Genomic DNA, 24,440 nt, shown 5'->3' on the forward strand with positions numbered 1-24,440 from the left:
AAAAACCCCCGCCGTGTCACGGCACCGGCATGCCAGTCGAGGGAACGTTCTCGCAATTGCGAAGTTCCTTCAATGAACGTTACTTCTTCGACACACTTCAGCGTGGTCGCGATGCTGCCATCACCTCAACTCAGATCGCCCGCATCCGCATGTCGTGATGGCTTTGCCCGGGAACCGAGGCGAAGCGGTCGATGTTCAGTCGACAGCTAAGAAAAATTGAAAGCATAACGGGGTCGCAGCCACATGGATCATCTCTCTGGATACGCGCGCAGGCCATTTGCCTTTGTTTTGCGCTATCTCCGTCGCCGTCTGGCATCACATCTCGTGATCCTGGCTGCTGTCGTCGCGGCCGTTGCCTGCTCCGTGGGCACGCAATACGGCGTCAAGTCCCTGGTCGACAGTCTGTCGGCGGGAACATCGCATGGTGGCAGCGTATGGCTGGCATTCATCATGCTCATGTCGCTGATCGCCGCCGACAACTTCCTGTGGCGGATCGCGAGCTGGACAGCGAGCTTCACCTTCGTCCGCGTCACGGGTGATCTAAGGCGTGACATCTTTCGTCATCTGACCGGCCACGCGCCGAGCTATTTCTCCGACCGCATGCCGGGCATGCTGACCAGCCGCATTACCGCCACATCCAATGCCGTGTTCACGGTCGAGAACATGTTCGTCTGGAACGTGTTGCCGCCGTGCATCGCCACGGTTGCGGCCATCGCGCTGATTGGAACCGTCAGTCCCTACATGGCGCTCGGGCTGATCGTGATCGCAGGCGGCATGGTGATCGCGATGTTCCGTCTGGCCGCGGCCGGCAAGCCGCTGCATGACGATTTCGCCGACAAGGCGGCCGTCGTCGACGGCGAGATGATCGACGTCATCAGCAACATGCCGCTGGTCCGCGCCTTCTGCGGCATCGGCCACGAGCACGAGCGGTTCGACGCGACCGTGAACCGGGAGCTCACCGCAAGAAGCCGCAGCCTGCGTTATCTGGAGAAGCTGCGCCTGCTGCACGCCGCCGTGACCGTGCTGCTGACGGTCGGGTTGATGGCCTGGGCGGTCACGCTGTGGCAGCAGGGCGAGGCGACCACCGGCGACGTCGTGCTGGTCTGTACGCTCGGCATCTCGATCCTGAGCGCCACCCGCGATCTCGCCGTCGCACTGGTGGATGTGACCCAGCACGTCGCGCGCCTGACCGAGGCCATTGCGACACTGCTGGTGCCGCACGAATTGCGCGACCACCCCGAGGCCGAGCCACTGGTCAAGAGCGGCGCAGCGATTGCCTTCAACAACGTCACCTTCGGCTATCCCGGCGGCGAGAAGATCTTCGAGCGCTTCAGCCTGCGCCTCCAGCCCGGCCAGCGGGTCGGCCTGGTCGGCCAGTCCGGCGGCGGCAAGTCGACGCTGTTCACGCTGCTTCAGCGCTTCTACGATCCGGACGAGGGCAGCGTAACCGTCGACGGCCAGGACATCGCGAAGGTCACGCAGCTCAGCCTGCGCGAGGCGATTTCGGTCGTGCCGCAGGACATTTCCTTGTTCCACCGCTCCATTCGTGAGAACATCCGCTATGGTCGGCCGAACGCGACCGACGACGAGGTGCTGCGCGCGGCGATCGCGGCGCGCTGCGACTTCATCGACAGCCTGCCGGAAGGTCTCGACACCATGGTCGGCGACCGCGGTGTCAAGATGTCGGGCGGCCAGCGCCAGCGCATTGCGATTGCGCGGGCCTTCCTGAAGGATGCGCCGATCCTGCTGCTGGACGAGGCCACCGCGGCGCTCGACAGCGAGTCCGAGGAGGCGATCCGCGAGGCGCTGTCGCGCCTGATGCGTGGCCGCACCGTGATTGCGATCGCGCATCGCCTGGCGACACTGCGCAATTTCGATCGCGTGGTGGTGCTGAGGGCCGGCAAGATCATCGAGGATGGCGCGCCCGAGCGTCTGATGCAGGGCCACGGGCCGTACCGTGAGCTGGTGACGCAGGAAATGAGCCGGCTCGCGCAAGCCGCCGCGTAAACCCAATAGTCGCGTTTGCGTTGGTTGCGTTTCGAAACAAGCGCAGGGGAGCAGCCTATGGCCGCCGAAGTCGTCACCAAGTTCGTCTCCGTGGCGCGGACCGTGGAGCAGGTCGCGGAACAGCCGTTCTATATCCCGATGACCGGGCCGTCGGCGCGGCCGCGGCGCTCGCTCAAGCACGACGATACCTTCATCGTGCTCGACAGCCATGGCGACATCGGCGCATCGGCCGGCGGGCCGGATGGCCTGTTTCACCATGACACGCGCTACCTCGCGCGGCTCGAGCTCGTGCTCGACGATCTCCAGCCGCTGCTGCTCGGCTCCAACCTGCGCGACGACAATTCCGCGCTGACCGTCGATCTCACCAACCCCGACATCTACCGTCAGGGCAGCCTCGTGCTGCAGAAGGACCTGCTGCACATCGTGCGGACGATCTTCCTGTGGCGCGGCACGGCCTATCAGCGCATCGGCGTGCAGAACCACGGCGACCGGCGCGCCAGCTTCGAGCTGACGCTGCTGTTCGACAACGATTTTGCCGATCTGTTCGAGGTTCGCGGCGAGCGGCGCCCGCGCCGCGGCACCGGCACCAGCAAGCTGCTCGGTCCGACCGACGTGCTGTTCGAGTATCGCGGCCTCGACGATGCCCAGCGCACGACAGGCCTGCATTTCGATCCGCGCCCGACCCGGCTTTCGGTCAACGCGGCGACCTGGCAACTCGAGCTGGACCCGCACGAGTCGAAATCGCTGTTCGTGGCGGCGTCCTGCAACCGGCCGCTCGAAGAAAGGCCCGCGCGCTTTTTCAGGGGCCTGCTCGCCCATCGCCGCGAGATGCGGCAGTCGACGGTCGGGGCGGCCAGCATCGAGACCTCCAACAACATCTTCAACGAGGTGCTGTGCCAGGCCATGGCCGACCTCAACATGCTGATGACGGAGACGCCGCAGGGCCGCTACCCCTATGCCGGCATTCCCTGGTACTCGACGACGTTCGGCCGCGATGGGCTGATCACCGCGCTCCAGATGCTCTGGGTCGATCCGCGCGTCGCCAAGGGCGTGCTCAGGCGGCTGGCGCATTTCCAGGCCAAGGCGATCAATCTGCTCGCCGATGCCGCGCCCGGAAAGATTCTGCACGAGATGCGCGGCGGCGAGATGGCGGCGCTGGGTGAGGTGCCGTTCTCGCAATATTACGGCAGCGTGGATTCAACGGCTTTGTTCATCATGCTTGCCGGACGCTATTTCGAGCGCACCGGCGACGAGGCGACGCTGATCGAGCTGTGGCCGGCCATCGAGGCGGGGCTGGCGTGGATCGACGGCCCCGGCGATCCCGATCAGGACGGCTTCGTCGAATATCAGCGCGCGACCGAGAAGGGACTGGCAAATCAAGGCTGGAAGGATTCCTACGACGCGATCTTCCATGCCGACGGCCGGCTTGCCGAGGGCAATATCGCGCTCGCCGAGGTTCAGGGCTACGTCTATATGGCCAAGCAGCTCGCCGCGCGTTGCGCACTGCGGCTCGGCAAGCCCGACCGTATGCGCAAGCTTGAAGCAGAAGCCCAGGCGCTGGCCGAACGCTTCGAGAAGGCGTTCTGGTGCGAGGAGCTCGGCACTTATGCGCTCGCGCTCGACGGCAGGAAGCGGCCTTGCAAGGTGCGGACCTCCAATGTGGGGCAGGTGCTGTTCAGCGGCATGATCCGGGAGGACCGCGCCCGTCTCGTCGCCGCCGATCTGATGCAGCCGCATTTCTTCTCGGGCTGGGGCATCCGCACCGTCGCTGTCGGCGAGGTGCGCTACAACCCGATGTCCTATCATGACGGCTCGATCTGGCCGCACGACAATGCGCTGATTGCGCTCGGGCTCGCGCGCTACGGGCTCAAGCATTCGGTCGCGCATGTCTTCAAGGGGCTGTTTGATGCCGCGACCTACATGGATCTGCGGCGGCTGCCCGAATTGTTCTGCGGCTTCAGGCGCGAGAAGCGGCGCGGCCCGACGCTCTATCCGGTCGCTTGCGCGCCGCAGGCCTGGGCCAGTGCGACGCCGTTCACCCTGCTGGAGGCGGCGCTGGGCATCGAGTTCGACGTCGCGCGCGGCGAGATTCGCCTGCGCAATCCGCATCTGCCGACGTTCCTGAACGAGGTGATCCTGCGCGATCTGCGCCTCGGCGAATCCAGCGTCGATCTGCGCGTCAGTCGCCATGGCGACGACGTGGCGCTGGAAGTGTTGCGCACGCGCGGCCAGATCCAGGTATCGATCGTGCTGGCGCGCTAGCGGCGTACAAGGAGGGTTCATGCGTACGATCGGAGCACTGGTGCTGAGCTTGGCGATCGTCGCGGGATTGACGGTCGCCGTATCGCGTGCCGCGGAAGAGCAGCCCGCAGCTCCAACGACGCCCCCGAGCGAAGCGAATGCGCCGGCAGCGGTACAGCCGCCGGCCTCTGCCGTGCCTGTCACGCCGAAGGATGCCGCGCCGCCGCCATCGGTGACCATCATCGGCGCGAGCGACGCCCATGGCGTGCTCGGCCGCGACGTGCTCAGCGCCGCCAACGAGGACATGGGCCGTATCGTCGACGTCATCGTCGAGCGCACCGGCCGCGTCCGCGCCGCCGTGATCGATTTCGGCGGCTTCCTCGGCGTCGGCAGCCGCAAGATCGTGGTCGACTGGAACGCGCTGCGCTTCGGCAAGATCGTCAACAAGAAGGACAGCATCACGCTGGAATTGACCAAGGCGCAGGTCGCGGCGGCGCCTGAATACAAGGAAGACACGCCGATGGTCGTGCTCGGCGCATCCGGCAGCCTGCAACCGCTGCAAGCGGTCCAGTGAGGCGCGGGGAGGGATGGCCGCCGGTGTTGTTGTCGAGAAAGCCGAACCCTGTTGCCGAGGATCGTGCTCGCCGCGTTGAGCAGGACAATGTTGCCGCGGCTTCGGCCGCAGGCATCCCGGCGCCGTCGCGCCAGAGCCTGCGCGGCCTCGACTGGTTCATCTTCTTCCTCGCCGATGTGCAGACCGGATTTGGTCCCTTCATCGCGGTTTACCTGACGACGCAGAAATGGACCCAGGTCGAGATCGGCCTCGTGCTGTCGATCGGCGGCATCGTCGCACTGATCGGGCAGATGCCGGGCGGCGCCATCATCGACGCGGCAAAATCCGAGCGGCTGGTGGCGGGCCTTGCGATCGCCACCATCGGCTGCTGCGCGCTCGCCTATGCCGCGATGCCGATCTTCCCCGTGGTGGTGGCCGCCGCCACCCTGCATGCGGCGGCAAGCTGCGTGCTGGGGCCGGCGATCGCCGCGATCAGCCTCGGTCTGGTCGGCCCGCTCAGGATCGGCGAGCGGCTTGGCCGCAATGCGCGCTTCGCCTCGCTCGGCAACGGCGTCGCCGCCGCGGTGATGGGCACCGCCGGCTATCTCTTGTCGAGCCGTTCGGTGTTCCTGGTCACCTTCCTGCTCGCGATCCCGACGCTGATCGCGCTGTCGCGCATCCGCGAGGAAGAAGTCGACATCGCGCGCTGCCACGGCGAGATGCCGCGCGAGGCGGAAGTTCGCGGCGACACCAACATCTGGCACCTGATCCGGCAGAAGCCGCTGATTGTCTTCGCACTGAGCGTGCTGCTGCTGCAACTGGCGAACGCCGCGATGATGCCGCTGATGGCGAGCGCAGTGACGGCGCGGTCGAGCCAGTGGGCGACCGTGCTCGTCGCCTTCTGCATCGTCGTGCCGCAGGCGATCGTGGCGCTGTTGTCGCCAACGGTCGGGCGTAAGGCGCAAGCCTGGGGCCGGCGGCCGCTGCTGCTGATCGGATTCGGTGCGTTGACGATCCGCGGCCTGCTGTTTGCGACCGTACGCGATCCCTATCTGCTGGTTGCGGTGCAGGTGTTCGACGGCCTCACCGCGGCGGTGTTTGCGGTGATGATCCCGCTGATCGTGGCCGACGTCGCCTTCGGCAGCGGCCATTTCAACCTGGCGCAGGGGATTGTCGGCACCGCGACCGGTATCGGCGCGTCGCTGAGCACGGCGCTCGGCGGCTATGTCAGCGACAAGTTCGGCAACGCCACGGCTTTCATCGGACTGTCGGGGGTGGCGGCAACCGGGCTTCTGCTCATCCTGTTCGTGATGCCGGAGACCCGGCGGGTCGCGGCCAAAGAAATGGCCGGCTGAACGCATTCAGCCGGCCATAAGTGGGGAAGAAAAAATCAGGCGTCGAGATTGTGCAGGCGCGCCCGGTTGCGCAGAACGATCTGGCGGGCACCGGAGAAGCCCAGAATGCCCTGGGCGTGAAGCTGGGACAGCGCGCGTGACACGGTCTCGAGGGTGAGGCCGAGATAGTCGCCGATGTCGCGGCGGCACATCGGCAGCGCCATCATGCCGGCGACGGCGAGGCGGCGGTCCATTTCGAGCAGGAAGGTCGCAACGCGCTCCATCGCGGTCTTGCGGCCCAGCAGCAGCATGTGGTCTTCGGCATGGCGAAGCTCGCCGGCGGTCATGGCCCAGAGCTTGCGGGCGACCTGCACGTCGATGCCGGCGGCCTTTTCGAGGCTGGCGCGCTTCACGAGGCGCACGGTCGTGTCGATGATGGCTTCAGCAGCGAGGCGGTGGCTGGAGCCGGATTCGAGGCCGAACACGTCGCCGGGAAGGTGGAACGAGCCGATCTGGCGGCGGCCATCGGAGAGGAGCTTGTAGCTGCGCACGGCGCCGGTGACGACCTGGTAGACATATTCGGCCGGCTCGTCCTCGCCATAGATCTCCTCGTCCTTGCGGTAGGAGAACTCGGTGGCGACGAGGCCGACATGGCCGGTGATCGCGCCGAACTGGTCGGTGACGGGATGGGCAGGCGCGATCTTGCCACCGATCTGGGTGTCGATCGTCCGGGTGTTGAGTGTCTGGGTCAGCATCTGCGCCATCTCCGTTGTGATGACGCTTTGATACGCGGTATCGGGGGGGTCGAAAATTTCGCGCGATATCTTAAGGGGGTCTACCTACGTAGAACCCCGTAGGTCACTCCGAGGCCCGGTTCTGGATGGCGCCGCGGATCCGCTTGACCAGGCTTTCGTCGAGAAGTGGCTTTAAAACCACGTCTTTTACCCCGGCCGCCGCCGCCCGGGCCGAGATGTTCTCGTCGGGATAGCCGGTGATCAGGATCACCGGTGTGTCGCCGTCGGACTTGCGCAGCCGCCCGGCAAGCTCGATGCCGTTGATGTCGGGCATCTTGTAGTCGATCACGTAGCAATCCGCGCCCGGCACCTGGATGGCGTTGAGCAAAGCCGTGCCATTCCTGAAGGTCCGCACGGAAAAGCCGTCGGTTTCCAGCAGGAACCGCAGGGACCCCAGGACGGCGGCATCGTCGTCGACCACATAGACGGTGGGTCTTGCGGGAGACGACGAACGCGCAGGATGTGAGCTGACCTCGATCATGCTGTCAGACTAGCACCGTGCGGGTAAGGAGACTTGACTTGCCTCAATCCTTCAGCATGCCGGCACGCATCGCCAGCCGCACGAGCTCCGAGAGGCTGTTGGCCTGCATCTTGGTCATCACATTGGCCCGGTAAACCTCGATGGTGCGTGGGCTGATGTCATACTCGCGGGCGATCAGCTTGTTGGAGAGGCCGGCAATCAGCCCCTCCATCACCTGGCGCTCGCGTGGGCTCAACGAGGCGACGCGGGCCGCGATGTCCTGGGAGATGGCTTCGTTCTTGGCCGCCGGCTCGGCCTGGCGGATCGCCGATTCGATCATGCTGGTGAGGCGCTCGTCCTCGAACGGCTTCTCGAGGAAATCGACGGCGCCGAGCTTCATCGCCTCCACCGCGAGCGGCACGTCGCCATGGCCGGTCATGATCAGGATCGGGAACGCGCTGAGCTGTGCCTTCATGCGCTTCAGAAGCTCGATCCCGTCGAGGCCCGGCATGCGCACGTCGGAGATGACGCAGCCGAAGGAGAGGCCGGGAAGGGCGTCGAGAAAGGCTTGCGCGTCGTCAAACAGCGTGACGCCGAAGCCGGCCGAATCCAGCAGGAAATTCAGCGAGTCGCGCATCGCCGCGTCGTCGTCGATGACGTAGATGTGGCCCTTGGTGGTCATGCATCATTCTCGTCGGCTGCCGGGAGGGAGAAGCGGAATGTCGCGCCGCCCGATGTGTTGCTCTCGGCCCACATGCGCCCGCCGTGAGCTTCGATGATCGAGCGGCTGATGGACAATCCCACGCCCATGCCGGTGTCCTTGGTGGTGAAGAAGGTCTGGAACAGGTTTGGAATGACGTCGTCCTGGAAGCCGCAGCCGGTGTCGGAGACTTCCACCTCGATCATGTCGTCGGCGGCGCGGTTGTTTGCGACCACGAGCTCGCGGTGCGGCGACTGCGCCATCGCCTCCAGTGCGTTGCGGAACAGATTGACCAGCACCTGCTGGATCTGCACGCGATCCGCGAGCACGAGATCGGCTTCCGGATCGAGGCTGAAGCGGAGCTGCACGTTCTGCTCGCGCGCGCCGGCAAGGCCGAGTGCGCCGGCCTCCTCGATCAGCTTGGAGAGGCTCTCGACCCGCTTTTCCGATTCGCCGCGGGAGACGAAGTCGCGCAGGCGCCGGATGATCTGGCCGGCGCGCAAGGCCTGCTCCGCCGCGCGGTCGAGCGCGCTTTCGATCTTGGGCGTGTTCGGATCAAGGCTGCCGGCCAGCAGCCGACGCGATCCCTTCATGTAATTGCTGATCGCCGCCAGCGGCTGGTTGAGCTCGTGGGCGAGCGCGGAGGCCATTTCACCCATCGCGGTCAGCCGGGAGACATGAACGAGCTCGGATTGCAGCTCCTGGAGCCGCGCCTGGGTCTGCTGGTGTTCGGTGAGGTCGCGGACGAAGCCGGTGAAATAGGGCTCTCCGCCGGACTGCATCTCGCCGATCGACAGGTGCATCGGAAAGGTCGTGCCGTCGCGGCGCTTGCCGGTCACGATGCGGCCGATGCCGATGATGTGCGGATCGTGCGTGGTCCGGTAGCGGGCGATGTAGCTGTCATGGCGGGAACGGTCAGGCTCGGGCATCAGGATGCTGACGTTCTTGCCGATGGCCTCGTGCTCGGACCAGCCGAACAGGCGCTCTGCGGCCGTGCTGAACAGCTGGATGATACCGCGGCCGTCGATGACGATCATGGCATCGGGAATGGTGTGGAGGATCGAGCGGAGATGGGTCTCGCGCGTGCGCAGCGCCTCCTCGACCTGCTTCTCCTCGTCGATATCGAGAAAGATGCCGCTGAGATGACGGGCGACGCCGGCATCGTCGCGAATGACCCCCGCACGGGCGCGGATCCACTGGCCGTTGCCGGATGCATTCGAGACTCGAAATGAGACGTCGAAACCGCCGCCGCGCTCCGAGACGCGCTTGATTGCGCTCTCCACGCGCTCGCGATCCCCGGGCTCGAGGCGCGACAGGAAGAGGTCGTAGCTCGCCAACTGGTTCGGCTCGAGACCAAGCAGGCTTCCGGCCGTCTCCGACCAGTCCAGTTCGCGCGTCGTAAGGTCGAGATCCCAGGTGCCGACGCCGAATCCCTCGATCCGGACGCGGAAATGCTCGCCCCGGCCGTCATCTTGCGGATGCGTTACACGGGTCGGCGACAAGCGATGACTCCCAGTTTCGCGCGGCGGGCCCGGTGCCGCGAATATGTCCGCAATTTCGCCCAAGGCCGCGTCGGAGGCAAGTTCGGATGTCTGATTCCATTGGCGGATTTCCCGTATCATGGTCGCAGGCGGTTTGATCTATCTCATCCTGCCTTGCGCCGGTGAGGCTAGATTTCGTGGCAGTTCATTGCCTCCCGGAGATTCCCGATGACATACGCGACCGTGATGGTCAGCCTGGCGCTCGATCAGTCCAACGAGGCGCGTCTTCAGGTCGCGGGCGAGCTTGCCGAGCGATTCGAGGCGGCCATGGTCGGGGTTACCGCAGCGCAGTTCGCGCCGCCGCTCTATTTCGCCGACGGCGCCGAGGCCCAGAGGCTGATCGACGAGGGCGAAGCGTCCGTCAAGCGGCGCCTGGCCGGTCTGGAGGCGCAATTCCGCGCCGCCACCAGGAATCGCGGCGGGCAGGCGGAGTGGCGCAGCGCCATGGATTTTCCGGCGCGATTCGTGCTGTCGCAGGTGCGCTGCGCCGACATCGTCGTCAGCGGCGGACAGAGCCCGGCCTTCTCCGACGCGTTCGCGCTCGCGAGCCCCAAGGATCTGGCGATGCAGGCCGGGCGGCCGCTTCTGGTCGTGCCCGATCGCGTCAAATGGCTCGATCTGCGCAGCGTGCTCGTGGCCTGGAAGGACACGCCGGAGGCACGGCGCGCGGTGGCGGATGCGCTGCCGATGCTGCGCAAGGCGAAGGACGTCGCGATCGTCGAGATACCGGAGCAGGATGACGGGCGCTCGGCCGCGATGGCGCGCGTCACGGACGTTGCCGCCTGGCTCGCCCGCCACGGCGTCACCGCGACGGCCCGCGTTCCGGAGGCCGCAGGCGAAACCACCGCAACGCAACTGGAGAAGATCGCCGGTGATGTCGGCGCCGGCCTGATCGTTGCCGGAGCATACGGTCATTCGCGTTTCCGCGAGCTGATTCTCGGCGGCGTCACCCAATATCTGGTCACGCAATCCACCCGCTGCGTGCTGCTGTCGCACTGACGGCTGGCCAGGAGCCATTCGAGGAGGACGCGCCGTGTACAAGTTTCTTGAAGAGACCGTCGACGGCTACATGACGCGCAACGTCAGAACCGTGCAGCGCGACCAGGACTTGCTTGCGCTCAGCGAGATGTTCGAGCGCGACGATTTCAACTCCTATCCGGTCGAGGACGACGGGCAGGTGGTCGGCATCGTCACCAAGTTCGACATCCTGAAGTGCTTTGCCTTCTCGCCGAGCCAGATGCTGCCGCGCTATCACGACCTGATGAGCCGCAGGATCGGCGACGTCATGACGCCGGAGTTCATCTATGTCAGCCCGGACACGCGGCTGACGCGCGTGCTCCAGATCATGGTCGAGCACCGCATCAGGAGCATCATCGTGCTCGACGGCACGCAGAAGCTGGCCGGCATCATCGCGCGCGAGGACGTCATCAAGGCGCTGAAGGCCACGGCAAGTGACTGAGGCGGTGCCGTAGGGTGGGCAAAGCGGAGCGTGCCCACGATTCGTATCCATCACGGAGGAATGGTGGGCACGGCGCTTTGCGCCTTTGCTCACCCCTGCGGTTCTGCCCTCTCCCGCAAGGGGAGAGGGCATTTTAGCTGGTCGCTCCGCAGAAATACGGGCGCACCTGAAAAAGCCCGCCAGATACTCAGGACCAAAACGCATATCTTGATTTCAATCAATTCCCCGCGAGGGTGGATGTGGTTTCTGGCGCTGTGTTCTTTCAGAGAGAATCCGCATGAGCCAGCCCTCCATCTCCAAAACCATGACGACAGGCGAAAGTGGCCTTTCCGTCGTGTTCGCGGTCACCGCCTTTCTCTGCGTGATCGCGTCGGCCAAGGCGCTCGATGCGCCCTTCGCCTTCCATGCCGCGCTCAGCGCGTTTGCGAGCCTGGCTGCGGTGTTCTGCATCGTCAACCGCTATTTCGACCGCCCCGCGGCGCTGCCGCCGGCGGAGATCAATGGACGTCCCAACTACAATATGGGCCCGATCAAGTTCACCGCGGTCATGGCGATGTTCTGGGGCATCGCGGGTTTCCTCGTCGGTCTCATCATCGCCTCGCAGTTGGCCTGGCCGGCGCTGAACTTCGACCTGCCCTGGACCAGCTTCGGCCGCCTGCGGCCGCTGCACACCTCCGCGGTGATCTTCGCCTTCGGCGGCAACGTGCTGATCGGCACGTCCTTCTATGTGGTGCAGAAGTCCTGCCGCGCGCGCCTCGCCGGCGATCTTGCGCCCTGGTTCGTCGTGCTCGGCTACAATTATTTCATCCTGGTCGCCGGCACCGGTTATCTGCTCGGCGTCACCCAGTCGAAGGAATATGCCGAGCCGGAATGGTATGCCGACCTCTGGCTGACCATCGTCTGGGTGACCTATCTGCTGGTCTTCCTCGTCACGGTCATCAAGCGGAAAGAGCCGCATATCTTCGTCGCCAACTGGTTCTATCTCGCCTTCATCGTGACCATCGCCGTCCTGCATCTCGGCAACAACCCGGCTCTTCCGGTCTCGGTGTTCGGCTCGAAATCCTACGTCGCCTGGGGCGGCATCCAGGACGCCATGTTCCAGTGGTGGTACGGCCATAACGCGGTCGGCTTCTTCCTGACCGCCGGCTTCCTCGCCATCATGTACTACTTCATTCCCAAGCGCGCGGAGCGGCCGATCTATTCCTACCGCCTGTCGATCATCCACTTCTGGGCGCTGATCTTCCTCTACATCTGGGCCGGTCCCCATCATCTGCACTACACGGCGCTGCCGGACTGGACGCAGACGCTCGGCATGACCTTTTCGATCATGCTGTGGATGCCCTCCTGGGGCGGCATGATCAACGGCCTGATGACGCTGTCGGGCGCCTGGGACAAGCTGCGCACCGACCCCGTGCTGCGCATGCTGGTCGTCTCCGTCGCCTTCTACGGCATGTCGACCTTCGAAGGCCCGATGATGTCGATCAAGGTGGTCAACTCGCTCAGCCACTACACCGACTGGACCATCGGCCACGTGCATTCCGGCGCGCTCGGCTGGGTCGGCTTCGTCTCCTTCGGCGCGCTGTATTGCCTGGTGCCGTGGGTCTGGAATCGCAAGGGCCTCTACAGCCTCAAGCTCGTCAACTGGCACTTCTGGATCGCCACCCTCGGCATCGTTCTCTACATCTCCGCGATGTGGGTGTCCGGCATCCTCCAGGGCCTGATGTGGCGCGCCTACACCTCGCTCGGCTTCCTCGAATATTCCTTCATCGAGACCGTCGAGGCGATGCATCCCTTCTACATCATCCGCGCCGCCGGCGGCGGCCTGTTCCTGATCGGCGCGCTGATCATGGCCTACAATCTCTGGATGACGGTTCGCGTCGGCGAAGCGGAAGTCCAGATGCCCGTCGCTCTCCAGCCGGCGGAATGAGGAGCTATCCATGTCGTTCTGGACACGCCACCAAGTCTTCGAGAAGAATTCGATCATCCTGATCGTCGGCATTTTGCTGGTGATCGCGATCGGCGGTCTCGTCGAGATCACCCCGCTGTTCTACCTCAAGAGCACGATCGAGGCGGTCGACGGGGTCAGGCCCTACACGCCGCTGGAGCTCGCGGGCCGCAACGTCTATGTCCGCGAGGGCTGCTATCTCTGCCATTCGCAGATGATCCGTCCCTTGCGCGACGAGGTCGAGCGTTACGGCCACTTCTCGCTCGCCGCCGAGAGCATGTACGACCACCCGTTCCAGTGGGGCTCGAAGCGCACCGGTCCGGACCTTGCCCGCGTCGGCGCAAAGTATTCCGACGACTGGCACGTGACCCATCTGACCAATCCGCGCGCGATCGTGCCGCAATCGGTGATGCCGGGCTATCCGTTCCTCAGCCGAACCGAGGTCGATCCGGACACGATCGCGGACCACATGAAGACGCTCAAGGCGATCGGCACGCCCTACACCGACGACCAGATCGCGAACGCAGGCGCCGATCTGAAGGCCCAGGCCGATCCGGACAATGCAGGCTCCGACGCCTTCAGCAAGCGCTACGCCAAGGCGGTCGTGCGCAATTTCGACGGCAAGACCGGCACGCCGACCGAGATGGATGCGCTGATCGCCTATCTGCAGATGCTCGGCACGCTGGTCGACTTCAAAATCTACAACGAGAAAGCCAATCTTCGCTGAGAAGGCATCACCGATGAAAGCCATCCTGACACTCGACAATCTCGCGTCCGGTCTCGTGACCACGATCTGGACACCGATCTTCGTCGCGATCTTTCTCGCGATCATCGCCTACGCATTTTGGCCCCGCAACAAGTCTGCGTTCGACGAAGCGGCACGGCTGCCGCTGCGGGAGGAGTAAGACATCATGACCGATCATCATGGCGAGTTCGATTCCGTCTCCGGCAGGTCCACGACCGGGCATGAGTGGGACGGCATCAAGGAGCTCAACACGCCGCTGCCGCGCTGGTGGGTGATTACGTTCTACCTCACCATCGTCTGGGCGATCGGCTATTGGATCGTTTATCCGGCCTGGCCGCTGATCTCGAACAATACCACGGGGCTGTTCGGCTACTCCTCGCGCGCCGACGTGGCGGTCGAGCTCGCCAATCTCGAGAAGATCCGCGGTGACAAGATGGCGGCGCTGGGCGCGGCCCCGCTTGCCGAGATCGAGAAGGATCCGGCCCTGCTGGCGCTCGCGCGTGCCAAGGGCAAGACCGTGTTCGGCGACAATTGCGCGCCGTGTCACGGCTCCGGCGGCGCCGGCGCAAAGGGCTATCCGAACCTGAACGACGACGACTGGCTGTGGGGCGGCACGCTCGACCAGATCATGCAGACCATCCAGTACGGCGCGCGCTCCGGCCATGCCAAGGCGCATGAGGGCCAGATGCTCGCCTTCGGCAAGGACGGAGTGCTGAAGAGCGACGAGATCGTCACGGTCGCCAATTACGTGCGGTCGCTGTCGGGCCTCTCGACCCGGAAGGGTTACGACGCGGCCAAGGGCGAGAAGATCTTCGCGGAGAACTGCGTTGCCTGCCATGGCGACGGCGGCAAGGGCAACCCGGAGATGGGCGCGCCGAACCTGACCGACAAGATCTGGCTCTACGGCTCGGACGAGGCGAGCCTGATCGAGACCATCAGCCTGGGCCGCGCCGGCGTGATGCCGGCCTGGGAAGGCCGGCTCGACCCCGCCACCATCAAGGCGATGGCGGTCTATGTCCACTCGCTGGGCGGCGGCAAGTAGCCGACCGGCGAGCGACGGGTTCCAGCGGGGGCGAACAAAATCGCCCCCGTTTGAGCTGGATCAACTGACGCGGCGGCGTCGGGTCTAGGTTGAATCGCACCTTCGAGAAGTCCCAGGCGATGAACAAGACCGTGAACCCGAACGAGCTCACATCGGACGACGACAACGGGCCGCTCTACGTCGCCCAAAAGAAGGTGTATCCGCAGAGCATCTCCGGCACCTTCCGCCGGATCAAATGGGGCCTGATGGCGTTCTGCCTCGGCGTCTATTACTTCCTGCCCTTCGTGCGCTGGAACCGCGGCCTTGGCGCCCCCAGCCAGGCGGTGCTGATCGATCTTCCCAACAGCCGCTTCTATTTCTTCTTCATCGAGCTGTGGCCGCAGGAGGTCTATTATTTCACGGGCCTGTTGATCGTCGCCGCGGTGGCGCTGTTCCTGATGAACTCGGTGGGCGGCCGCATCTGGTGCGGCTATCTCTGTCCGCAGACGGTGTGGACCGACCTGTTCTACGCGGTCGAGCGCTTCGTCGAAGGCGATCGCCGCGAGCGGATGAAGAAGGACCAGTCGTCCGGCCTGACGCCCAGGCGCGTCGGCGAGATCGCGCTCAAGCACGCGATCTGGCTGATGATCGCCTGGTGGACCGGCGGCGCCTGGGTGCTCTATTTCAACGACGCGCCGACGCTGGTGAAGGAGCTGCTGACCTTCCAGGCGCCTGTCATCGCCTATATCTGGATCGGCATCCTCACAGCGACGACCTATCTGCTCGCCGGCTTCATGCGCGAGCAGGTCTGCACCTATATGTGCCCGTGGCCGCGCATCCAGGCCGCGCTCACCGACGAATGGGCGCTCAACGTCACCTATCGCTATGACCGCGGCGAGAAGCGCACCTCGGTGAAGAAGGCAATTGAGCTGCGCGCGCTCGGGCAGCAAGTCGGCGACTGCGTCGACTGCTATCAATGCGTCGCGGTCTGCCCGACCGGCATCGACATCCGCAACGGGCCGCAGCTCGAATGCATCCAGTGCGGGCTCTGCATCGACGCCTGCGACAACGTGATGACCAAGATCGGCCGGCCGAAGCGGCTGATCGGCTACGACAACGACATCAACATCCACCGCCGCCAGGAAGGCAAGGCGCCGGTCTACAAGATCGTGCGCGCCCGAACCGTGGTCTACAGCGCGATCATCGCGGCGGTCGGCGGTTTCATGATCTATACGCTGGCGACCCGCAGCCTGCTTGACGTCAACGTGCTGCACGACCGCAATCCGGTCGCGGTCAAGCTCAGCGACGGCTCGATCCGCAACGCCTACACGGTCCGGCTGCTCAACAAGAGCGGCTATGACCGCGTCATCGCGATCGACGCCAACGGCCCGGTCAATGCGACGGTCCACGTCGTCGGCGCCGATTCCGTGACGCCTGACCGGCCGATGATCGTGATTCCGCGCGACACCACGAGCGAGCTGCGCCTGCTGGTCACCGCGCCGGCGGAGAGCAATCCGGAGAAGTCCATACCCGTGCGTTTCCACGTCACCGATATCGGCCTCGGCGAAGTCGCCACCGCCACCGACAATTTCGTCGCGCCGTAAATTCAGGAGCCTGCCATGGCCACCAAGCCGCTGACCGGAACAAAGGTCTTCCTGATGCTGGTCGCCTTCTTCGGGCTCGTGATCGGCGTCAACCTGACCATGATGAAGCTGGCGATCGCGACGCTGCCCGGTACCGACGTCGACAGTCCCTATGCCGCGGGTCTCAGCTATGACCGCGAGATCTCGGCGGCGCAGGATCAGGCTGCCCGCAAATGGCAGGTCAATGCCCATATCGAGCGCCGCGCCGACGGCGCTGCCACGCTCCAGGTCGATGCGCGCGATGCGAGCGGCCGGCCGATGAGCGGCCTGAAGTTCGGCGGGCGCCTGGAGCGGCCGACCGACAAGCGCGCCGATCTCGCGGTCGAGCTCTCGGAAGCCGGCATCGGCATCTATCGCGGCAATGCCGCGTCCGTCGCGCCCGGCCAGTGGGATCTCGTGATCGAAGGCGAGACGCGGGGCACGCGCGTGTTCATGTCGCGCAACCGCGTGATCCTGAACTGAGGGAATTCGTCATGCAGGTCACGCGGGATTTTTCGCATTACGTCCGGGCCGCGGGCGAGGGTATCAGGCACATCGACCTCGCGGTCGAGGGCGTCCACTGCGCCGGCTGCATGGCCAAGATCGAGCGCGGCCTGTCCGCCATCCCCGACGTCACGCTGGCGCGCGTGAACCTCACCGATCGCCGCGTCGCTCTGGAATGGAAGGCGGGCACGCTCGATCCCGGCAGGTTCATCGACCGGCTCGAAGAGCTCGGCTACAAGGCCTATCCTTACGAGACCGAGAGTGCGGAGGTGGCCGAAGTCGCCGAATCCCGCTTCCTGCTGCGCTGCCTCGGCGTCGCCGCCTTCGCCACCATGAACGTGATGATGCTGTCGATCCCGGTGTGGTCCGGCAACGTCTCGGACATGCTGCCGGAGCAGCGTGATTTCTTCCACTGGCTGTCGGCGCTGATCGCGCTGCCGGCCGCAGCCTATGCCGGCCAGCCGTTCTTCCGCTCCGCCTGGCGCGCGCTGTCGAACAGGACCACCAACATGGACGTGCCGATCTCGATCGGCGTGTGCCTTGCGCTCGGCATGTCCGTGGTCGAGACCTTCCACCACGCCGAGCACGCCTATTTCGACGCGGCGATCATGCTGCTGGCCTTCCTGCTGGTCGGCCGTGTCCTCGACCAGAACATGCGGCGGCGGACCCGCGCGGTCGCCGGCAACCTTGCCGCGCTCAAGGCGGAGACGGCCGCGAAATTCGTCGGGCCTGACGAGATCTCGCAGGTGCCGGTCGCGGCGATCCATCCCGGGGATATCGTGCTGCTGCGGCCCGGCGAACGTTGCGCGGTCGACGGTACCGTGATCGAGGGACGTTCCGAGATCGACCAGAGCCTGATCACCGGCGAGACGCTCTATGTCACGGCGGAGCAGGGCACACCGGTCTACGCCGGCTCCATGAACATCTCCGGCACGCTGCGGGTGCGCGTCTCGGCAGCGTCCGAGGCGACGCTGCTCGCCGAGATCACGCGGCTGCTCGACAACGCGCTGCAGGCGCGCTCGCGCTACATGCGGCTCGCCGACCGCGCCTCGCGGCTCTACGCGCCGGTGGTGCACGCGACCGCGCTCATCACCATTTTCGGCTGGGTCCTTTTCGGTGCAAGCTGGCACGATGCGATCGTCACCGGCGTTGCGGTCTTGATCATCACCTGTCCCTGCGCGCTGGGCCTTGCGATCCCGACCGTGCAGACGGTGGCTTCGGGCGCGATGTTCAAGGCCGGCGTTCTGCTCAATTCCGGTGACGCCATCGAGCGGCTGGCGGAGGCCGACCACGTCATCTTCGACAAGACCGGCACGCTGACGCTGCCCGACCTCGAAGTGACGAACGCGGCCGACATTCCCGCCGACATTTTTGAACTGGCCGGCCGGCTCGCGCTGTCGAGCCATCATCCCGTCGCCGCCGCCGTCGCGCAGGCCGCCGACGCCAAGTCGCCGATCGTAGGTGCCGTCGAGGAAGCCGGGCAGGGTGTCCGCGCGACCGTTGACGGCGTCGAGCTCCGCCTTGGCCGTCCGTCGTTTTGCGGCGCCGAGGCGTTGATCGGCAGCGTCGAGCTCGATCCCGAGGCCTCCATCGTCGCTTTCAGCAAGAACAGCGAGAGGTTCATCCTCTCGGTGCGCCAGGGCCTGCGTCCGGACGCCCAGGCCGTGATCGCGGCACTCAAGCTGCGCAACATCGGCATCGAGATTCTCTCCGGCGACCGCGAGCCGGCGGTGATCGCAGCGGCGCATGCGCTTGGCATTCCCGAATGGCGCGCCGGTGTCACGCCGTCCGACAAGATCGCGCGCATCGAGGAGTTGAAGCGGCGCGGCATGAAGGTGCTGATGGTCGGCGACGGCATGAACGATGCGCCCTCGCTGGCGGCGGCCCATGTCTCGATGTCGCCGATTTCGGCCGCGCATCTCAGTCAGGCCACCGCCGATCTCGTCTTCCTCGGCCGGCCGCTGGCCCCTGTCGTCGCCGCCATCGACGCTTCACGCAAGGCGCTGCATTTGATGCGGCAGAATCTCTGGCTTGCGATCGGCTACAATGTGCTCGCCGTGCCGGTCGCGATCAGCGGCGTCGTGACGCCGCTGATCGCTGCTGCCGCCATGAGCGGATCGTCGATCCTGGTCATGCTGAATTCGCTGCGCGCCCGCGGTGCCTCCCGGGAGACCGTGTGATGGAAATCCTGGTCATCCTGGTGCCGCTGGCGCTGATGCTCGGAGGCGCGGGCCTCGTCGCCTTCCTGTGGTCGCTGCGGAGCGGCCAATATGACGATCTCGACGGTGCGGCGTGGCGGGCGATCGCCGATGACGAGCCGCCGCAGGAAGCACCGGTCAAGCGCTAGCGCTTCAAGCGGAACGTGAGCAAAGCGGCCCCGGCCAGCGCGATGCCGACACCGGCGACGCAGGCGTGCCAGCCGAAGCTGTCGAACAGCCGCCCCAGCATGGCCGTACCGACCAGCCCGCCGCAGAAGTAACAGGCAAGATACGTCCCGCTGGCGACGCCGCGATTGTCGCTTGCGGCCTGTCCGACGAAGCCGGTTGCGGCGGCCTGCGCGAAGAATGTGCCGACACCGACCAGAACCATGCCGGCAAGCACCTCTCCCCGATGCGGTGCCAGCATCAGCGGCAGCCCCAGCCCGGCGACAGCGAGCGACCCCCAGATCGTCGGCCGTGGTCCGAGGCGCGACGTGACCTTTCCGGCCAGCAGCGTCGTGACGACCGACGGCAGAAAGACGAAGTAAACGAGGCCGATGTCCATCATGCCCAGCGACAGCGGAGGCCGCACCAGAACGAAATTGACGAAAGTGAAGGTGCCGATGAAGGCGAACAGAATGCAGAAGCCGATGCCGAAGGCTGCGCGCAGTTGCGGATTGCGCCAGTGTGCGATCATGGCGACAAGCGGCGATCCCGTCGGTGCCAGGACGTGCATCGGCCGTGCCCGCTTGATCGTGAAATGGACCAGCGCCGCACCCGCCAGATTGAGGGCTGCGAAGAAATAGAAGTTCCAGGCAAGACCAAGGCCGTCGGCGACCGCCGCGGAGATCAGCCGGCCGACAAGGTTGCTGGCGACATTGCCGGTGATGTAGGCGGCGAAGGCGCCACCGGAGTCCATTGCGCTGCATTGTTCGCCGAGATAGGCGAGCGTCAACGCGAAGGCAGATGCCATGCACAGGCCCTGCGCGATCCGCAAGGCGGTGAAGACCGCAAGATTTGGTGCGGTCGCCAGCAGGCTCGTGGGGACCGCCAGCAGCGAGAGGCTGAGCAGGATGCCGGTCCGCCGGTTGATGTGCGGGCTGAAGAAACCGATGACGAGGCTGGCTATTGCCATGCCGAAGGTGCTGGCGTTGACGGCAAAGCCCATCGCTGCCGGCGTGACGCCGTAATGGCGCGTCAGCGAAGGCAGGATCGCCTGCGTCGCGAAGAGATCGACGACGGTGAGGAATGCGGTGAGGCCGATGACGAGCGAGCGCAGCGCCAGACCCGGCGTGTGCGCCTGCATCGTCATCGCGGCCGGTTTCATGGGCGCGGAAAGATCGGTCATGGGGTTGCGTCTCCTCATGCCCGATGTCACTCCGGGTGCGGCGTCGCGACCCGGAACGACTAAGGGCTGTCGCACATGGCATTCGTCGGCACCGAATACGCGCCTCGTCCTTCGAGACGACCGCTTCGCGGTGTCCTCAGGATGAGGCTAAGCGACATCGGTACCCGTCGATGCTGCTACCGCGCACTCCGCCCGCATCCTCGGGAGCCCGCCTTAAGCGGGCGTCTCGAAGGGATGGCCGCAGCGAATCACATGTGGTGGTCGTTGGGATCCCTGCGGACGTCGCCGACATAGAGAATGACCGTCTCCTTGCCGAGGTTCTTCCACCAGTGCGAGGTGCCGAACACCTCGGGACGGATGTCGCCGGCCTTGTGCACGATCGGATCGACGCAGTTGGAGGCGTATTCGATGATCTCGCCCTGCTGCACGAAGATCAGGGCCGGGCGGTCGTCATGGCTGTGCCAGGGCACGATGCCGCCGGGCTCGATGGTCAGCTTGCGGAAGCGCAGCTCGCGGCCGTCGATATGGGCCGGCTGCCTGCCGAGGTCGATCGCGCCCAGCGTGGTGTCGGTGACGCCGACCGGCTTGTGGTCGACCATCTGCTGTGCATTCGGCTTGATCTTGTCGGCGGGGCATTCGCTGGCGAAAACGGACGTTGCGAAGTTGAGCATGCCGAGAACGGCAACGCCCGACCAACGCGCGCGTGACGAGATGTGATGCCTGGACATGGGGAGGTCTCCTCTGTTGGCCGCGACCTCGCTGGTCGCCGGCTATGGCAGGAGATTGGTCGAGACCGCGTTCATTCTGAAATGCCGGTTTGCTCTCGACGCGATAGCCCGGCGCTATGTTGATGCGCGGCGGCTATCGAAGCGATTGCGGATCGGCATTTCCGCTTTCGAGGTATCCGGCATCCGATGGCAGGGCGCCCGAATTGGCGGGCGTCACGTCAATCCGGAGCAGCATCTCATGACGAAAGTATCCAAGACCCTGATTTTCACCGCCGCCTTCGCGGTCATTGCCACCTCCGCCTTCTCGGAAGCGGCCTGGGATCTGAAGGCCGGCATGGCCTATGTCTATGGCGGTCCCGGCAAGATGTCGGCAATGGCGATGGCCCCGGCCGAAAAGAACCACGAGGCCATGATGAAGAACGCCCGGAAGGTGCCCGAGAACACGGTCTTCTTCATGGACAACGGCACGCTGTACTCGGCGTCGGGCCGGCTGGATCCGACCGGCAATTTCTACGTGAACTGAACCTCCGGGAATGCTGGCCGCCCCTTGCGGGCGGCCGAACCGGGCAACTAGTATTCGCCTCAAGAATGCCGGAGCGGAAGATGACGTCACTCTCGCCAGCCGACGCCGAGCGACTCAGGTCTGCCTTCCAGCGCTGCCGCGACATGGACGGCACGCTGAACGAGCAGCTCCGCGCCTATGCCGATGCGAGTCGCGAGGTCTTCCCGGCCTATGGCGAGGCGGTCGATCGCCTGGTGGCGCGATTGAACGGGAACGGTGGCGGCGAGACCGCGCCGCGCCCTGGCGATGCGATGCCGCCCTTCATGCTCCCGGACGAAAACGGACGTCTCGTCACGCTGACCGGGCTGCTGGAGAACGGCCCGGTCGCGGTGATGTTCTTGCGCGGCCATTGGTGCCCCTATTGCCGGCTCAACGTCCGCGCCGTGGTCCAGGCGCTCGATCGCATCGAGGCGATGGGCTCGCGGGTCGTCGCGATCATGCCCGAGACGCAGGAATATACCAAGCAGCTCAAGGCCGATTCCGGCGCGCCATTTCCGGTCCTGACCGACCTCGATAATGGCTATGCGCTGTCGCTCAATCTCGCAATCTGGCTCGGCGCCGAAATCCAGAGCCTGTTGTCCTACCAGGACATGGCGAAATTCCACGGCAATGACGGCTGGATGCTGCCGATCCCGGCCGTGTTCGTGGTCGGTCGCGATGGCATCGTGAAGGCCCGCTTCGTCGATCCTGATTTCCGCAAACGCATGGAGATCGACGACCTGCTTGCCGCGCTGGAAAGCGCGGGCAGGGAGAGCTAGCCGCGCGCTGCAGCAATATCAGCCTGCGATCGTTCGCCAGTCGGCGCCCCGCAGCATCCGCATCACCGCATTGGCCACGGCTGTGCGTTGCCGGCCGGCCACGCCGTAAAGGTTGACGGTGCGACGGGCGTCCAGCCCGGTGACCGCGGCACGCGTGAGCCGCTCCGGCACGGGGGACGTGTGCGGGACCATGGCGACGCCGATGTCGGCCTCGACCAGCTCGATCAGATCGTGTTCGCTGGACACTTCATGGCCATGCTCGACGTCGATGCCGTGCTCGCGCAGGCTTGCCGAGATACGTCCGGCGTGTTCGCAGAACGTCCGTCCAAGCAGTTGCTCTGCGCGCAGATCGTCCAGGTCGATCGAGCTGCGGCCGGCGAGCCGATGTCCGTTGCTGACGACGAGCTCGAAACCCTCCGTGAAAAGCGGCCAGACGTCGAGCCGGTCCCAGGCCTCGTCGATCTCGGCGGCGATGCCGAGTTCGGCTTCGCCCTTCTTCAGGAATTCGGCGACCTCGCGGCTCGTCCCGCGCAGGAAGCGCAGTTCAAGCCGGTTGAACTGCCGCCTGATCTCGTTCAGATGCGGAATGAGCAGCGCCAGGTCGATCGAGTGCGTCAGCGCGATGCGGAGCGCGCCGATCTCTCCACTCTTGAACGTCGAAGCCAGCGAGCGCGCGCCGGCGGCGGCGTCGTAGCACTGCTTCAGCAGCGGGTGCATGCGCTGGCCGAGCTCGGTCAGCTGCGCCGCCGGACGTTCACGACGGAACAGATCGCCGCCGAGCTCGGCTTCGAGCTGCTTGATCGCGCGCGTCAGCGAGGGCTGCGTCACGTTGCAATCCTCGGCCGCGCGGGTGAAGTTCAAGAGCTGCGCCACCGCGAGGAAGTAGCGGACCTGGTGCATTTCCATGGATCGGCTCCCAGCGTAATCGGCCGGAAATCTAACCGATCGGAGCCGGGAATGATATCCCGGGCGCGATAGCGCGGACGTATGAACTCGGAAGCCAACCGGCATTTCCGTAAAAGCGGATGATCACCCAGATTTCGCCCGTCCACGGCTGTTCGCGCAAGGAGGTTGAATCATGAATATCCCCATCAAGACGCAAACATCCGCCTCGTCACGCGTGCTGGCCGGCAAGGTGGCGCTGGTGACCGGATCGACCAGCGGCATCGGCCTCGGTATTGCGCGCGCGCTGGCCGCGTCCGGCGCCGACATCGTGCTGAACGGCTTTGGCGACGCCAGCGAGATCGGCCGGACGCGCGAGCAGATCGCCGCGGAATTCAATATCAAGGCGAGCTACTCGCCCGCCGACATGACGAAGCCGAAATCGATCGCAGAGATGATCGCGGCCACCGTCTCGGGGTCCGGCCGGCTCGATATCCTCGTCAACAATGCCGGCATCCAGCACGTTGCGCCGCTCGACCAGTTTCCGGTCGAGAAATGGGACCAGATCCTCGCCATCAACCTGACCTCGGCCTTCCACACCACGCGGCTGGCGTTGCCGGCAATGCGCCAGAATGGCTTCGGCCGGATCATCAACATCGCTTCGGCTCACGGTCTCGTCGGCTCGCCGTTCAAGGCGGCCTATGTCACGGCCAAGCACGGCATCGTCGGTCTGACCAAGGTCACTGCGCTGGAGACCGCCGAACAGGGCATCACCTGCAACGCAATCTGCCCCGGATACGTCTACACGCCGCTGGTCGAGGCGCAGATCGACGGACAGGCGAAGGCGCACGGCATCTCCCGCGATCAGGTGATCCGTGACGTGCTGCTGGCGCAGCAGCCGAACAAGCGCTTTGCCACGGTCGAGGAGATCGGTGCGCTCACGGTGTTCCTGTCGACGGACGCAGCCGGCTCGATCACCGGCGTCGCGCTGCCGGTCGACGGCGGCTGGACCGCGCATTAACATGGGCCGGCGTAACA

At 65.3% G+C, this 24,440-nt stretch carries 24 protein-coding genes; 17 read left to right on the forward strand and 7 right to left on the reverse strand.

Annotation, left to right across the window (positions count from 1 at the left end):
* Positions 1–243: 243 nt before the first annotated feature.
* The 4 genes from PMI42_RS22925 to PMI42_RS22940 are packed head-to-tail and all read left to right on the forward strand — an operon-like array spanning position 244 to position 6,156.
* On the forward strand, positions 244–2,007 hold the full coding sequence (locus tag PMI42_RS22925) for an ABC transporter ATP-binding protein (protein ID WP_008138442.1): 1,764 nt from the start codon (positions 244–246) through the stop codon (positions 2,005–2,007).
* A 57-nt stretch (positions 2,008–2,064) separates the two neighbouring features.
* The gene (locus PMI42_RS22930) at positions 2,065–4,269 is read left to right on the forward strand and encodes an amylo-alpha-1,6-glucosidase (protein WP_008138444.1); all 2,205 of its coding nucleotides are present in this window, start codon (positions 2,065–2,067) and stop codon (positions 4,267–4,269) included.
* Positions 4,270–4,288: 19 nt separating this feature from the next.
* Positions 4,289–4,822, forward strand: a complete 534-nt coding sequence (locus PMI42_RS22935) for a PRC-barrel domain-containing protein (RefSeq protein ID WP_008138446.1) — start codon at positions 4,289–4,291, stop codon at positions 4,820–4,822.
* A gap of 23 nt (positions 4,823–4,845) precedes the next feature.
* Positions 4,846–6,156: an MFS transporter gene (locus PMI42_RS22940; protein WP_035966394.1), complete on the forward strand. Its 1,311-nt coding sequence runs from the start codon at positions 4,846–4,848 to the stop codon at positions 6,154–6,156.
* A 35-nt stretch (positions 6,157–6,191) separates the two neighbouring features.
* On the opposite strand, the gene PMI42_RS22945 is transcribed toward PMI42_RS22940, so the two are convergent.
* The 4 genes from PMI42_RS22945 to fixL form a co-directional block, all read right to left on the reverse strand.
* Entirely contained in the window at positions 6,192–6,890 is a 699-nt protein-coding gene (locus tag PMI42_RS22945) for a helix-turn-helix domain-containing protein (protein ID WP_008138450.1), read from the reverse strand.
* A 103-nt stretch (positions 6,891–6,993) separates the two neighbouring features.
* Positions 6,994–7,410, reverse strand: a complete 417-nt coding sequence (locus PMI42_RS22950) for a response regulator transcription factor (protein ID WP_008138454.1) — start codon at positions 7,408–7,410, stop codon at positions 6,994–6,996.
* A gap of 43 nt (positions 7,411–7,453) precedes the next feature.
* A complete protein-coding gene (gene fixJ / locus PMI42_RS22955; RefSeq protein WP_008138455.1) occupies positions 7,454–8,071 on the reverse strand; it encodes a response regulator FixJ in 618 nt (205 codons plus the stop codon).
* The gene (fixL, locus tag PMI42_RS22960; RefSeq protein WP_008138456.1) at positions 8,068–9,591 is read right to left on the reverse strand and encodes a sensor protein FixL; all 1,524 of its coding nucleotides are present in this window, start codon (positions 9,589–9,591) and stop codon (positions 8,068–8,070) included. The genes fixJ and fixL overlap by 4 nt, the downstream gene beginning before the upstream one ends.
* Before the next feature lie 207 nt (positions 9,592–9,798).
* Here fixL and PMI42_RS22965 point away from each other — a divergent pair, with 207 nt between their 5' ends.
* The 10 genes from PMI42_RS22965 (at position 9,799) to ccoS (ending at position 19,273) form a co-directional block, all read left to right on the forward strand.
* Positions 9,799–10,629, forward strand: coding sequence for a universal stress protein (locus PMI42_RS22965; RefSeq protein ID WP_008138457.1), 831 nt, complete (start codon positions 9,799–9,801; stop codon positions 10,627–10,629).
* A gap of 34 nt (positions 10,630–10,663) precedes the next feature.
* Entirely contained in the window at positions 10,664–11,089 is a 426-nt protein-coding gene (locus tag PMI42_RS22970; protein WP_008138458.1) for a CBS domain-containing protein, read from the forward strand.
* A 277-nt stretch (positions 11,090–11,366) separates the two neighbouring features.
* Entirely contained in the window at positions 11,367–13,016 is a 1,650-nt protein-coding gene (gene ccoN, locus PMI42_RS22975) for a cytochrome-c oxidase, cbb3-type subunit I (protein WP_008138459.1), read from the forward strand.
* 10 nt (positions 13,017–13,026) lie between these two features.
* The gene (gene ccoO, locus PMI42_RS22980; RefSeq protein WP_008138460.1) at positions 13,027–13,761 is read left to right on the forward strand and encodes a cytochrome-c oxidase, cbb3-type subunit II; all 735 of its coding nucleotides are present in this window, start codon (positions 13,027–13,029) and stop codon (positions 13,759–13,761) included.
* Between the two features lie 13 nt (positions 13,762–13,774).
* A complete protein-coding gene (locus PMI42_RS22985) occupies positions 13,775–13,939 on the forward strand; it encodes a CcoQ/FixQ family Cbb3-type cytochrome c oxidase assembly chaperone (RefSeq protein WP_008138461.1) in 165 nt (54 codons plus the stop codon).
* 6 nt (positions 13,940–13,945) lie between these two features.
* Positions 13,946–14,821 (forward strand): cytochrome-c oxidase, cbb3-type subunit III, encoded by an 876-nt coding sequence (ccoP, locus tag PMI42_RS22990; RefSeq protein ID WP_008138462.1) that lies wholly within the window; start codon positions 13,946–13,948, stop codon positions 14,819–14,821.
* 119 nt (positions 14,822–14,940) lie between these two features.
* The gene (ccoG, locus tag PMI42_RS22995) at positions 14,941–16,404 is read left to right on the forward strand and encodes a cytochrome c oxidase accessory protein CcoG (RefSeq protein WP_008138463.1); all 1,464 of its coding nucleotides are present in this window, start codon (positions 14,941–14,943) and stop codon (positions 16,402–16,404) included.
* 15 nt (positions 16,405–16,419) lie between these two features.
* Positions 16,420–16,905 carry a FixH family protein gene (locus PMI42_RS23000; RefSeq protein WP_008138464.1) on the forward strand — a complete coding sequence of 162 codons (486 nt, stop codon included), beginning with the start codon at positions 16,420–16,422 and terminating at the stop codon, positions 16,903–16,905.
* An 11-nt stretch (positions 16,906–16,916) separates the two neighbouring features.
* Positions 16,917–19,106, forward strand: a complete 2,190-nt coding sequence (locus PMI42_RS23005) for a cation-translocating P-type ATPase (protein WP_008138465.1) — start codon at positions 16,917–16,919, stop codon at positions 19,104–19,106.
* Complete coding sequence (ccoS, locus tag PMI42_RS23010) at positions 19,106–19,273, forward strand: cbb3-type cytochrome oxidase assembly protein CcoS (RefSeq protein ID WP_008138466.1); 168 nt, start codon at positions 19,106–19,108, stop codon at positions 19,271–19,273. Before PMI42_RS23005 ends, ccoS begins: the two co-directional genes overlap by 1 nt.
* Here ccoS and PMI42_RS23015 read toward each other — a convergent pair.
* Together PMI42_RS23015 and PMI42_RS23020 are read right to left on the reverse strand one after the other, a co-directional pair.
* On the reverse strand, positions 19,270–20,472 hold the full coding sequence (locus PMI42_RS23015; protein ID WP_008138467.1) for an MFS transporter: 1,203 nt from the start codon (positions 20,470–20,472) through the stop codon (positions 19,270–19,272). The two genes, ccoS and PMI42_RS23015, sit on opposite strands and share 4 nt — an antisense overlap.
* 248 nt (positions 20,473–20,720) lie before the next feature.
* On the reverse strand, positions 20,721–21,200 hold the full coding sequence (locus PMI42_RS23020; protein ID WP_008138468.1) for a cupin domain-containing protein: 480 nt from the start codon (positions 21,198–21,200) through the stop codon (positions 20,721–20,723).
* Between the two features lie 238 nt (positions 21,201–21,438).
* On the opposite strand from PMI42_RS23020, the gene PMI42_RS39730 reads away from it, so the two are divergent.
* Entirely contained in the window at positions 21,439–21,723 is a 285-nt protein-coding gene (locus PMI42_RS39730; protein ID WP_008138469.1) for a hypothetical protein, read from the forward strand.
* Positions 21,724–21,803: 80 nt separating this feature from the next.
* Positions 21,804–22,520 carry a peroxiredoxin-like family protein gene (locus PMI42_RS23030; protein WP_008138470.1) on the forward strand — a complete coding sequence of 239 codons (717 nt, stop codon included), beginning with the start codon at positions 21,804–21,806 and terminating at the stop codon, positions 22,518–22,520.
* An 18-nt stretch (positions 22,521–22,538) separates the two neighbouring features.
* Here PMI42_RS23030 and PMI42_RS23035 read toward each other — a convergent pair whose 3' ends face one another.
* Positions 22,539–23,426 (reverse strand): LysR family transcriptional regulator, encoded by an 888-nt coding sequence (locus PMI42_RS23035; protein ID WP_008138471.1) that lies wholly within the window; start codon positions 23,424–23,426, stop codon positions 22,539–22,541.
* 172 nt (positions 23,427–23,598) lie between these two features.
* Here PMI42_RS23035 and PMI42_RS23040 point away from each other — a divergent pair, with 172 nt between their 5' ends.
* Complete coding sequence (locus PMI42_RS23040; RefSeq protein ID WP_008138472.1) at positions 23,599–24,423, forward strand: 3-hydroxybutyrate dehydrogenase; 825 nt, start codon at positions 23,599–23,601, stop codon at positions 24,421–24,423.
* The last annotated feature ends 17 nt before the right edge of the window (positions 24,424–24,440 follow it).

Source organism: Bradyrhizobium sp. YR681 (assembly GCF_000282615.1).
In the GTDB taxonomy this organism is placed as follows: Bacteria; Pseudomonadota; Alphaproteobacteria; order Rhizobiales; family Xanthobacteraceae; genus Bradyrhizobium.

Bases quoted from the DNA above. Each gene is read 5' to 3' on its own strand.
- fixJ (WP_008138455.1), bottom strand. From the start codon at position 8,071: ATGACCACCAAGGGCCACATCTACGTCATCGACGACGACGCGGCGATG.
- PMI42_RS39730 (WP_008138469.1), top strand. From the start codon at position 21,439: ATGACGAAAGTATCCAAGACCCTGATTTTCACCGCCGCCTTCGCGGTC.
- PMI42_RS22945 (WP_008138450.1), bottom strand. From the start codon at position 6,890: ATGCTGACCCAGACACTCAACACCCGGACGATCGACACCCAGATCGGT.
- PMI42_RS22985 (WP_008138461.1), top strand. From the start codon at position 13,775: ATGAAAGCCATCCTGACACTCGACAATCTCGCGTCCGGTCTCGTGACC.
- ccoS (WP_008138466.1), top strand. From the start codon at position 19,106: ATGGAAATCCTGGTCATCCTGGTGCCGCTGGCGCTGATGCTCGGAGGC.
- PMI42_RS23020 (WP_008138468.1), bottom strand. From the start codon at position 21,200: ATGTCCAGGCATCACATCTCGTCACGCGCGCGTTGGTCGGGCGTTGCC.
- PMI42_RS22925 (WP_008138442.1), top strand. From the start codon at position 244: ATGGATCATCTCTCTGGATACGCGCGCAGGCCATTTGCCTTTGTTTTG.
- PMI42_RS23030 (WP_008138470.1), top strand. From the start codon at position 21,804: ATGACGTCACTCTCGCCAGCCGACGCCGAGCGACTCAGGTCTGCCTTC.
- PMI42_RS23000 (WP_008138464.1), top strand. From the start codon at position 16,420: ATGGCCACCAAGCCGCTGACCGGAACAAAGGTCTTCCTGATGCTGGTC.
- ccoN (WP_008138459.1), top strand. From the start codon at position 11,367: ATGAGCCAGCCCTCCATCTCCAAAACCATGACGACAGGCGAAAGTGGC.
- PMI42_RS22950 (WP_008138454.1), bottom strand. From the start codon at position 7,410: ATGATCGAGGTCAGCTCACATCCTGCGCGTTCGTCGTCTCCCGCAAGA.
- ccoO (WP_008138460.1), top strand. From the start codon at position 13,027: ATGTCGTTCTGGACACGCCACCAAGTCTTCGAGAAGAATTCGATCATC.
- ccoP (WP_008138462.1), top strand. From the start codon at position 13,946: ATGACCGATCATCATGGCGAGTTCGATTCCGTCTCCGGCAGGTCCACG.
- PMI42_RS22935 (WP_008138446.1), top strand. From the start codon at position 4,289: ATGCGTACGATCGGAGCACTGGTGCTGAGCTTGGCGATCGTCGCGGGA.
- PMI42_RS23040 (WP_008138472.1), top strand. From the start codon at position 23,599: ATGAATATCCCCATCAAGACGCAAACATCCGCCTCGTCACGCGTGCTG.
- ccoG (WP_008138463.1), top strand. From the start codon at position 14,941: ATGAACAAGACCGTGAACCCGAACGAGCTCACATCGGACGACGACAAC.
- PMI42_RS23035 (WP_008138471.1), bottom strand. From the start codon at position 23,426: ATGGAAATGCACCAGGTCCGCTACTTCCTCGCGGTGGCGCAGCTCTTG.
- PMI42_RS23015 (WP_008138467.1), bottom strand. From the start codon at position 20,472: ATGACCGATCTTTCCGCGCCCATGAAACCGGCCGCGATGACGATGCAG.
- PMI42_RS22930 (WP_008138444.1), top strand. From the start codon at position 2,065: ATGGCCGCCGAAGTCGTCACCAAGTTCGTCTCCGTGGCGCGGACCGTG.
- PMI42_RS23005 (WP_008138465.1), top strand. From the start codon at position 16,917: ATGCAGGTCACGCGGGATTTTTCGCATTACGTCCGGGCCGCGGGCGAG.
- PMI42_RS22965 (WP_008138457.1), top strand. From the start codon at position 9,799: ATGACATACGCGACCGTGATGGTCAGCCTGGCGCTCGATCAGTCCAAC.